Source organism: Streptomyces sp. NPDC056527, assembly GCF_042794475.1.
Classification (GTDB): domain Bacteria; phylum Actinomycetota; class Actinomycetes; order Streptomycetales; family Streptomycetaceae; genus Streptomyces.
This window is the reverse complement of record NZ_JBHTTQ010000097.1, coordinates 18,454-27,748: the sequence shown is the minus strand read 5'-3', so window position 1 is coordinate 27,748 and position 9,295 is coordinate 18,454. Positions and strand designations below refer to the sequence as shown.

The following is a 9,295-nucleotide window of genomic DNA, read 5'->3' as shown; positions in this document are numbered from 1 at the left end:
GGGCTCCCCGTTCGGGGAGCCCGGCCCTTCCTCGACGGTTCCCAGACCTACTCGTTCCACACCCGCGGCCGCAGGGGCACGCCCGAGGTGCCCGCCTCCGGTGTCCTCACCGCGAGGAACTGGTTCACGCCGATCCGGTTGCGCTCGAAGGCGACCGCGGAGGCCGCCATGTAGAGCCGCCAGATCCTCGCCCGGCCCGGCGAGGTGTTCCGTACGGCGCGCGCCCAGTCACCCTCCAGGTTGGCCACCCAGCGGCGCAGCGTCAGGGCGTAGTGCTCACGGATCGCCTCCACGTCGCGGACCTCGAAGCCGGCGTCCTCCAGGGTGGTGAGCGTGCGGCCCATCGGGGCCAGCTCGCCGTCCGGGAAGACGTACGCGTCGATGAACTCGTCCACCTGGTAGGCGGCCTCGTCCGGTTCGGGGCGGCGGGAGATCTGGTGGTTGAGCAGTCGGCCGCCCGGCTTGAGGAGGGCGTGCAGTATGTCGGCGTACTCCCGGTAGCGGACCGCGCCGACGTGCTCGGCCATCCCGATGGACGAAATGGCGTCGTACGGACCGTCCTTGACGTCCCGGTAGTCCTGGACGCGGATCTCGATCCGGTCGGTCAGCCCCTCCTCGGCGATCCGCTTGCGGGCGAAGGCCGCCTGCTCGCGGGAGAGGGTGATGCCGACGACCTGGGCGCCGTACTCGCGGGCCGCGTGCATGGCCATGGAGCCCCAGCCGCAGCCGACGTCGAGCAGCCGGTCGCCCTCCTTCAGGTTGAGCTTGCGGGCGATGAGGTCCAGCTTGTCGCGCTGGGCCTCCTCCAGGGTCCCGCCGTCCGTCCAGTACGCGCACGAGTAGACCATCGAGGGCCCGAGGACCAGCTCGTAGAAGTCGTTGCCCACGTCGTAGTGGTGACTGATCGCCTGCTTGTCGCGGCGTTTGCTGTGGCGGGAGCCCGTGCGCCGGCGCATCTCCTCGGCCGGCGGCGCGGGCGGCGGGTACGGCCCGGCCAGCTTCAGCAGGGCGCCCGCCGCGGCGCGCAGCTTCGGGTCGCGTACGGTCTCCAGGGCGCTCCTGGTCTCCTCCGAGCGCTCCCAGATCAGCCCCGCGAGCCGGTCCAGGACCTCGTAGAGGTCCCCCTCCACGTCGATCTCACCGCTCACCCAGGCCCGGGCGAGGCCCAGTTCGCCGGGCTTCCACAGCAGCCGGCGCAGGGCGCGGCGCTGCCGGACGATCAGGACGGGGCCGTCCGCGGGGCCGGACTCGCTGCCGTCCCAGGCACGCAGACGTACCGGGAGCGGGGCCCCCAGGAGATCCTCCGCGAGAGTGGTCAGCCGCAATGCGGCGTCGGCCATGGTGCACACCTCCGTGATGTCGTGCCCCAGAAATGCTCGTCACCACGTAAACACCCTCCGTAGGCGATTTTCGTCCCGTCGGCGCGCAACGACTCGGCAAAACACCCGGGCGGACTCCCGGAAGACTCCGGCGGACATGCCGAAGGGCCGTCCGCACCACGGATGGCGGACGGCCCTTACGGGGGTGTACTGCGGTGGAACTAGGAGGCCTTGGCCTTCTCCTGGCTCGCGGCGGCGGCCGGAGCGGGAGCGGGCTTGGCCGCCTCGTAGAACTCCTCGCGCGGCGTCTCCATCGCACCGAGGGAGACGACCTCGCGCTTGAGGAACATCGCGAGGGTCCAGTCGGCGAAGACGCGGATCTTGCGGTTCCAGGTCGGGACGGCCATGCCGTGGTAGCCACGGTGCATGTACCAGGCGAGACGGCCCTTGAGCTTGATCTTCATCTTGCCCATGACGATCATCGCGACGCCCTTGTGGAGGCCGAGGCCCGCCACAGCACCCTTGTTGGAGTGCGAGTACTCCTTCTGCGGGAAGCCCCGCATGCCGGAGACCACGTTGTCGCCGAGGACCTTCGCCTGACGCAGCGCGTGCTGGGCGTTCGGCGGGCACCAGGCGTTCTCCACGCCGGCCTTGCGGGCGGCGAGGTCCGGAACCTGGGCGTTGTCGCCGGCGGTCCAGATGTAGTCGGTGCCGGTGACCTGGAGGGTCGGCTGGGCGTCCACGTGGCCGCGGGGGCCGAGCGGGAGGCCGAAGCGGGCGAGCGCCGGGTTGGGCTTGACGCCCGCGGTCCACACGATCGTGTTGGAGTCGACCTCGAGGCCGTTCTTCAGCACGACGTGGCCGTCGACGCAGGAGTCCATCGACGTCGAGAGGTAGATCTCGACACCGCGGCCCTCGAGGTGCTCCTTGCCCCAGCGGCCCAGCTCCGGGCCGACCTCGGGAAGGATCTTGTCGGCCGCGTCGACCAGGATGAAGCGCATGTCCTCGCGCTTCACGTTGGTGTAGTACTTCGCCGCGTCGCGGGCCATGTCCTCGACCTCGCCGATGGTCTCCGCACCGGCGAAGCCGCCGCCCACGAAGACGAAGGTCAGCGCCTTGCGGCGGACATCCTCGTCGGTCGTCGAGTCGGCCTTGTCCAGCTGCTCCAGGACGTGGTTGCGAAGGCCGATGGCCTCCTCCACGCCCTTCATGCCGATGCCCTGCTCGGCGAGGCCGGGGATCGGGAAGGTGCGGGAGACCGCGCCCATCGCGATGACCAGGTAGTCGAACGGCAGGTCGTAGGCCTCGCCGACGAGCGGCGCGACCGTGGCGACCTTGCGGTCCTGATCGATGGTGGTGACGCGACCGGTGAGCACCTCGGCTCCACGCACGACGCGTCGCAGCGGGACGACGACATGGCGCGGCGAGATGCTGCCTGCGGCGGCTTCGGGGAGGAAGGGCTGGTACGTCATGTACGAGCGCGGGTCGACGACCGTGACGGTCGCTTCCGCATAACGCATCTTCTTCAGAATGCGTCGTGCTGCGTACAGGCCTACGTACCCACCGCCTACTACGAGGATCCTGGGACGCTCCGTGGTGCTCATGCATCCGAGTATCCACCCCTCCCAGGGGGGTCGCTCGTGCGCCCCTTCACAAGGTCTCGGGGGACCTCTGCTACACTCCGCCGCCCACGTGACCTAGGTCATGGTCGTGCAAAGGAACCAGGGTGCGGGGGTGAACGTTGTTCACCCCTACTGAACTGGCCCGGAGAGCTGTCGGTAACGCTGAACCACAGGGCCCGTTCACGCGATGGAAACATCGAGCGAACAAGGCTCCCCGCCTACGAAAGAGCCCCGACAGGGGTGTTGGAGGCCCTGAAGGGCCTCCACGGCCCCCATCAGGGCCCTTTTCTTGTGAAGAACTTCACGAACTTTCTCGGCGGACCGTTTCCGGACGTGTCGCCGGGTGCCCGTTATGCCACGGAGAGTGCTATTCCGTCGAGGATGTCGTGCTCGCTGACGACGACCTCGCGGGCCCCGGTCCGCTCCATGATCTCCAGCAGGACGAGCGCCCCGGAGACGATCACGTCGACCCGTCCGGGGTGCATCACGGGGATCGCGGCGCGCTCGGCGTGGGTGGAGCCGAGCAGCGACGTGACAATCTCGTCGACCTTCTCGTACGAGATCCGGGAGTGGTGGATCTTCTCGGACTCGTACTCAGGGAGCCCCAGCGCGATCGCGGCGACCGTGGTCACGGAGCCGGCGAGCCCGACGAGGGTCTCCGCCTCACGGATCGGGACGGTCCGCTCGGCCAGGTCGAGGGCGGCGCGGATGTCGGCGCGGATCGCGGCGACCTCGGCGGCGGACGGCGGGTCGCTGCGGACGTGCCGCTCGGTCAGCCGTACGCAGCCGATGTCGACGGACCGGGCGGCCTCGACGTGCCGGTTGCCGACGACGAACTCGGTCGAGCCGCCGCCGATGTCCACGACGAGGTACTTCTCCGTGCCGTGCAGCTCGGCCGTGGCGCCGGTGAAGGAGAACTCGGCCTCCTGGTCGCCGGAGATCACCTCGGGCTCGACGCCCAGGATGTCCAGGACACCGGCGACGAAGTCGTCGCGGTTCTCGGCGTCGCGGGAGGCGGAGGTGGCCACGAAGCGGAGCTTCTCGGCGCCCAGCTCCTTGATGACGGCCGCGTACTCACGGCAGGCCGCGAAGGTCCGCTCCAGCGCCTCGGGCGCGAGCCGCCCGGTCTTGTCGACGCCCTGCCCGAGGCGGACGATCGTCATCCGCCGGTCCAGCTCGATCAGCTCGCCCGTCCCGGGATGCACGTCTGCGACGAGGAGGCGGATGGAGTTCGTACCGCAGTCGATGCCGGCGACCCTGGTCACTGGGCGGACTCCTTCTCGTCCCCGCACGGCGTGACGCAGGGGCCCTTGGCCCACCACTCCGGCAGCATCGCCAGCGCCTCGTCGCCCAGCGGGTTCACGCCGGGGCCCGCGGCCAGCGAGTGGCCGACGAGGACGTGCAGGCACTTGACCCGGTCCGGCATCCCGCCGGCGCTCGGGAAGCCCTCCAGGACGTCGATGGCGTCGCGGCGCGCGATGTAGTCCTCGTGCGCGGCCCGGTAGGCGGCGGCCAGCTCCGGGTCGGTGCCGAGGCGCGCCTGCATCTCCTTCATGACCCCGTTGGCCTCCAGCGTGCCGATCGCCGAGGCCGCGCGGGGGCAGGTCAGGTAGTACGTGGTGGGGAACGGCGTGCCGTCCGGGAGCCGCGGCGCGGTCTCGACGACGTCCGGGTTGCCGCAGGGGCAGCGGTGCGCGATGGCGCGCAGCCCCCGGGGCGGGCGGCCGAGCTGTGCCTCGAAGGCGGCGACGTCCGCGTCGGTGGGCTCGGTGCGTGCGGTCTGCGGAGGGGGCGTTTCCATGCCTGCGTCTGTCTTCTCGTCGGGGGCGGTCTGGTCCGGGCGGTCGGCTCCGGTCGCGTGGGACGGACCGGCCCGCGGTGGGGCCGGCCGGGCCCGAGGTGTGGGCCCATCATCTCGCGTCGGAGCGCTAACGGCTTGCGTCGGCCCGGTCGACGCCGTCCCAGAGGTCGGAGTACCAGGGGCGGTCGGCCGCGCTCTGCTCCTCGCGCCGGGCCCGCTCGGCCTCGGGGTCGTTCACGGTGAAGCCGGTCTCGCCGGGCAGCACGTAGTGCAGGTGCTCGCGGGCGAGGCGGCGGACGTAGGCCGGGTCCTGGAGGCGGGCCTTCTCGTCCCGCAGCTCCTCCACCCGGGCTGCGGCCTCGGCGGCCTGGCGCTCCTGCTCGGCGATCTCGCCGCGCTGGGAGACGTACTGCCGCATCGGGTAGGCGAGTGCCACCACCAGCGAGCAGACGACCAGGGCGAGGAAGGCCGCGCGGCCGGTGAGCCGCGAGCGGCGGGCCTGGCGGCGGGTCTGGGAGCGGTAGACACGGGCGGCGGTCTGCTCACCGAGCAGCCTGATCCGGGTCGCGGTCGAGAACCGGTCCCGGTCCTTCGCGGCCATGTCGTGTCGCCTCCCCTTCTCCTGAGCCGGAAACCGTGCGTCCCCGCACACGGTACGGGACCGGGTGCGGGGACGTATGTACGACGGGCTGGACGGCCCTTGAGCCGGTGTCAGCCCTTGAAGCGCGGGAACGCGCTGCGGCCGGCGTAGACCGCGGCGTCGTCGAGGATCTCCTCGATGCGCAGGAGCTGGTTGTACTTGGCGACGCGCTCGGAGCGGGCCGGGGCACCGGTCTTGATCTGGCCGCAGTTGGTGGCGACGGCCAGGTCGGCGATGGTGACGTCCTCGGTCTCGCCGGAGCGGTGGGACATCATGCACTTGAAGCCGTTGCGCTGGGCCAGCTCGACGGCGTCCAGGGTCTCGGTCAGCGAACCGATCTGGTTGACCTTGACGAGCAGGGCGTTGGCGGTGCCCTCCTCGATGCCGCGGGCCAGACGCTCCGGGTTGGTGACGAAGAGGTCGTCGCCGACGATCTGGACCTTGGTGCCCAGCTTGTCGGTGAGGACCTTCCAGCCGGCCCAGTCGTCCTCGAACAGCGGGTCCTCGATGGAGACCAGCGGGTACGCGGAGACGAGCTCCTCGTAGTACTCGGTCATCTCGGCGGCCGAGCGGGACTTGCCCTCGAACTCGTACGAGCCGTCCTTGTAGAACTCGGACGCGGCGACGTCGAGCGCCAGCGCGATGTCCTTGCCGGGGACGTAGCCGGCCTGCTTGATGGCCTCCAGGATGAGGTCGAGCGCCTCACGGTTGGAGTCCAGGTTCGGGGCGAAGCCGCCCTCGTCGCCGAGGCCGGTGGACAGGCCCTTCGTCTTCAGGACGGCCTTGAGGGTGTGGTAGACCTCGGTGCCCCAGCGCAGGGCCTCGGAGAAGGACTCCGCGCCGATCGGCGCGATCATGAACTCCTGGATGTCCACGTTGGAGTCGGCGTGCGAGCCGCCGTTCAGGATGTTCATCATCGGAACGGGCAGCAGGTGCGCGTTCGGGCCGCCCAGGTAGCGGAAGAGCGGGAGGTCGGAGGCCTCGGACGCGGCGTGCGCGACGGCGAGGGAGACGCCGAGGATGGCGTTGGCGCCGAGCGAGGCCTTGTTGTCGGTGGCGTCCAGGTCGAACATGGCCTGGTCGATGAGGCGCTGCTCGGTGGCGTCGTAGCCGACGAGCTCCGGGCCGATCTGCTCGATCACGGCGAGGACGGCCTTCTCGACGCCCTTGCCCTGGTAGCGGTTCTTGTCTCCGTCACGGAGCTCAATGGCCTCGAACGCACCGGTGGAGGCACCGGACGGAACAGCAGCACGACCGGTGCTGCCGTCGTCGAGGCCGACCTCGACCTCGACCGTGGGGTTGCCTCGGGAGTCCAGGATTTCCCGGGCTACGACGACGTCGATGGACGGCACGAGCATCTCCTTCTGGGATGTGACGCTAGATGTGACGCTTGCTGTGCAGGGTCGCTTTGGCCTTGCGCCAAGAGCCTAACCGGCTCCGGGGCTCCCGCCCGCCCGGCGCCCGCCCCCTGGGACGAAAAAGGACCCGAGGGCAGGTATCCCGGGGCAAAACACCCCAGACCTACTCACCGGTAACGCGGATGGCCGGCCTGCGGGAACCCCTGCGCACAGGGGCCCGGGAAACGCGGAACCCCGGCCCGGCACACACGGGGGAGGGTGTGCCGGGCCGGGGTGGTCACCGCGGGAGGGTCGGAGGGGCCGCGTGAGCCGCCGGACTCACGCGAACCGCCGGGCTCACTTCAGGTGAAGCTGCTGGCCCGGGTAGATCAGGTCGGCGTCCTCGACGACGTCCTTGTTCAGCTCGAAGAGCTTCTCCCAGCCGCCCTCGATCTTCTTGGCGGCGGCGATCTTGCTCAGGGTGTCGCCGGCGACGACCTTGTACTCGCCGTCACCCTTCGCGACCTTCTTGCCGGTGGGGGTGGTGACGGTCTTCGCCTCGGCCTTCGGCGCGGTCCGCTGCTCGCTGCGGGTCGTCGGCTGCTCGGCCTTGCGCTCGGGCTTGGCAGCCGGAGCGGGCTTGGCCGGAGCGGTCTCGGCGGCGCCGGTGTAGGCGGCGCCGGAGAGGCCCACGCCACAGCTCGGCCAGGCACCCTTGCCCTGGCCGGCCAGGACCTTCTCGCCGATCTGGATCTGCTGCGACTTCGAGGCCTGGTCGGCGCTGGCGGCGAACGCGGTGCCGCCGTAGGCCGCCCAGGTGGAGGCGGAGAACTGCAGGCCACCGTAGTAACCGTTGCCGGTGTTGATGGCCCAGTTGCCACCGGACTCGCACTGGGCGACGGCGTCCCACTCGGAGGCGGTCGCGGCCGAGGCGGACCCGGCGGCCATCAGCGGCGCGGCGACGGCGACACCGGCGATGCCGGCGAGGGCGACGGCGCGGGTGGCCTTGGAGGCACGACGGTGTTTGCCCTTGGCGGAAAACAGCATGGGGGATCTCCTCACCGACGCCTACGAGGTGAGCTGTCGGGTTCGGGCCATGTGAGTTGCCCGGCCGCGCGACCTAGCGCGCGGCTTCACCCCAAGCCGCTCCGTCGGCCGTCTGTCTCAACGGCCGGGGGCGGCACTTACCTTGGGTCCCCCGCTCCTGCCTTCGGCGCATGACGCGACGACTGTTCCCATCGGCCGACGGCAGGATTCGGCGTATCGGTCGACGGGGCCCGCGGTGGCGAGCGGTGCTGACCGTAGACACAGACCCCGTCGAAGTTCAAAGACACCCATTGGGGAAATATCGCCCGTACCCACTTCGGGACGAAGGGTGTTTACGCAGGTGAGAGATGACGGAAGCAAACTTTGCGGACGCGATATGCCAGTTGAGGCAAAGAGACCCATGTCTCAGTTGCACAGAACCGGACATACAGTCCCGAACTAACCCTTCGCCGGGAGGAGATCGATCGTCAGATCCAGGCTCTGGCCAGGGATGATGAGGTCGGGATCGGCACCCACCGTCGAGCGGTTGGCGTCGTAGAGCGCACCCCAGCCGCCCGGGAGTTCGTTCTCCCGTGCAATGTCGGTGAGGTTGTCGCCCGGCTGGACGGTGTATTCGCCCGAAGCGCCCTTGGTGTCCGTGACGCCCTTCGAGCCCTTGTTGCCCTCGGCGTCCTCTGCACCCGATACATCCGTACTGTCCGACTTATCCCCATCCTCGCCCGGGGTCGCTTCACCTGTCGGCGCGTCAGTCGGCGTGTCCGTCGGTGCGGCATGACGACCGTTTTCGCCACTCTTGCCCGGATTGCCCGTCTCCTCCGGGGCCGCGTCGCCGCGGTGCTTGCCGGTGCCGGGAGCAGCCGGCTCGGAGGGCGTGACGGACGCGTCGGGGGTGGCGGTCGGGTCCGACGTCGTGGGCGAGGTCGTCCCAGGGTTGGTGGTCTCGGGTGCGGTGGCCCCGGGGGTGGCCGGAAGGCCGTCCGTGCGGTTCGACTCCGCCACGGGACCCGTGGACTCCTCCGGCGTGACCGCCGGCCCGGGGTCGACGCCGGGAGAGGTGCCGTCGTTCTTCAGTCCGGCGATCGGAGCACAGGTGGCCCACTGCGTGGAGCCGGCGGCGAGCGCCTTGTCGGCCACCGCGATCTGCTGGGCGCGGCTCGCCAGATCCGCACTGGTCGCGTACGCCAGACCGCCGTACGCCTCCCAGGTCTCCTGCGTGAACTGGAGTCCGCCGTAGAGGCCGTTGCCGAAGTGCGCGCTCCACAGGCCGCCCGTCTCGCACTCGGCCACCCGGTCCCAGGTGGCGGCGTCGGCGGCGGAGGCGGAACCCGCGGCGAGCAACGGCAGCGCCAGGGCGGATCCGGTCACGCCTGCGGCGACGACTATGGCGGGGGCCTGGCGGGGTCTGCGGTGTCGTCCGTTCCCGGAGCGCATACGGAGGGCCTTTCGCGTGACTGCTGAGATGACGGTGAACGTAGCGGCATTCGAACGTCAGTAACAAGTCGATGCAGCGGAGATCACGTAAAAGTCAC

At 70.2% G+C, this 9,295-nt stretch carries 8 protein-coding genes and 1 riboswitch; all 8 genes read right to left on the bottom strand.

The features are described from left to right. Window positions 1-47 precede the first annotated feature (47 nt). The 8 genes from ACFQ7Q_RS30945 to ACFQ7Q_RS30910 all read right to left on the bottom strand — a co-directional run bounded on the left by ACFQ7Q_RS30945 (window position 48) and on the right by ACFQ7Q_RS30910 (window position 9,197). Window positions 48-1,340, bottom strand: a complete 1,293-nt coding sequence (locus ACFQ7Q_RS30945; protein WP_383560888.1) for a class I SAM-dependent methyltransferase — start codon at window positions 1,338-1,340, stop codon at window positions 48-50. Between the two features lie 200 nt (window positions 1,341-1,540). After that, a complete protein-coding gene (locus ACFQ7Q_RS30940) occupies window positions 1,541-2,923 on the bottom strand; it encodes an NAD(P)/FAD-dependent oxidoreductase (protein WP_329119745.1) in 1,383 nt (460 codons plus the stop codon). Window positions 2,924-3,291: 368 nt separating this feature from the next. Further along, window positions 3,292-4,206 (bottom strand): exopolyphosphatase, encoded by a 915-nt coding sequence (locus ACFQ7Q_RS30935; protein WP_383560886.1) that lies wholly within the window; start codon window positions 4,204-4,206, stop codon window positions 3,292-3,294. Beyond that, window positions 4,203-4,742, bottom strand: coding sequence for a DUF501 domain-containing protein (locus ACFQ7Q_RS30930; protein ID WP_362367670.1), 540 nt, complete (start codon window positions 4,740-4,742; stop codon window positions 4,203-4,205). The genes ACFQ7Q_RS30935 and ACFQ7Q_RS30930 overlap by 4 nt, the downstream gene beginning before the upstream one ends. Window positions 4,743-4,869: 127 nt before the next feature. Next, the gene (locus tag ACFQ7Q_RS30925) at window positions 4,870-5,343 is read right to left on the bottom strand and encodes a septum formation initiator family protein (protein WP_329119740.1); all 474 of its coding nucleotides are present in this window, start codon (window positions 5,341-5,343) and stop codon (window positions 4,870-4,872) included. Window positions 5,344-5,453: 110 nt separating this feature from the next. Beyond that, the gene (gene eno, locus ACFQ7Q_RS30920; protein WP_383560883.1) at window positions 5,454-6,740 is read right to left on the bottom strand and encodes a phosphopyruvate hydratase; all 1,287 of its coding nucleotides are present in this window, start codon (window positions 6,738-6,740) and stop codon (window positions 5,454-5,456) included. Window positions 6,741-7,076: 336 nt separating this feature from the next. Continuing rightward, window positions 7,077-7,766 (bottom strand): transglycosylase family protein, encoded by a 690-nt coding sequence (locus ACFQ7Q_RS30915; protein WP_383560881.1) that lies wholly within the window; start codon window positions 7,764-7,766, stop codon window positions 7,077-7,079. 3 nt (window positions 7,767-7,769) lie between these two features. After that, window positions 7,770-7,945, bottom strand: a riboswitch (cyclic di-AMP (ydaO/yuaA leader). Window positions 7,946-8,204: 259 nt separating this feature from the next. Then, complete coding sequence (locus tag ACFQ7Q_RS30910; RefSeq protein ID WP_383560879.1) at window positions 8,205-9,197, bottom strand: transglycosylase family protein; 993 nt, start codon at window positions 9,195-9,197, stop codon at window positions 8,205-8,207. Between the last annotated feature and the right edge of the window lie 98 nt (window positions 9,198-9,295).

Bases quoted from the DNA above. Each gene is read 5' to 3' on its own strand.
- ACFQ7Q_RS30945 (WP_383560888.1), bottom strand. From the start codon at position 1,340: ATGGCCGACGCCGCATTGCGGCTGACCACTCTCGCGGAGGATCTCCTG.
- ACFQ7Q_RS30940 (WP_329119745.1), bottom strand. From the start codon at position 2,923: ATGAGCACCACGGAGCGTCCCAGGATCCTCGTAGTAGGCGGTGGGTAC.
- ACFQ7Q_RS30930 (WP_362367670.1), bottom strand. From the start codon at position 4,742: ATGGAAACGCCCCCTCCGCAGACCGCACGCACCGAGCCCACCGACGCG.
- ACFQ7Q_RS30925 (WP_329119740.1), bottom strand. From the start codon at position 5,343: ATGGCCGCGAAGGACCGGGACCGGTTCTCGACCGCGACCCGGATCAGG.
- eno (WP_383560883.1), bottom strand. From the start codon at position 6,740: ATGCTCGTGCCGTCCATCGACGTCGTCGTAGCCCGGGAAATCCTGGAC.
- ACFQ7Q_RS30915 (WP_383560881.1), bottom strand. From the start codon at position 7,766: ATGCTGTTTTCCGCCAAGGGCAAACACCGTCGTGCCTCCAAGGCCACC.
- ACFQ7Q_RS30910 (WP_383560879.1), bottom strand. From the start codon at position 9,197: ATGCGCTCCGGGAACGGACGACACCGCAGACCCCGCCAGGCCCCCGCC.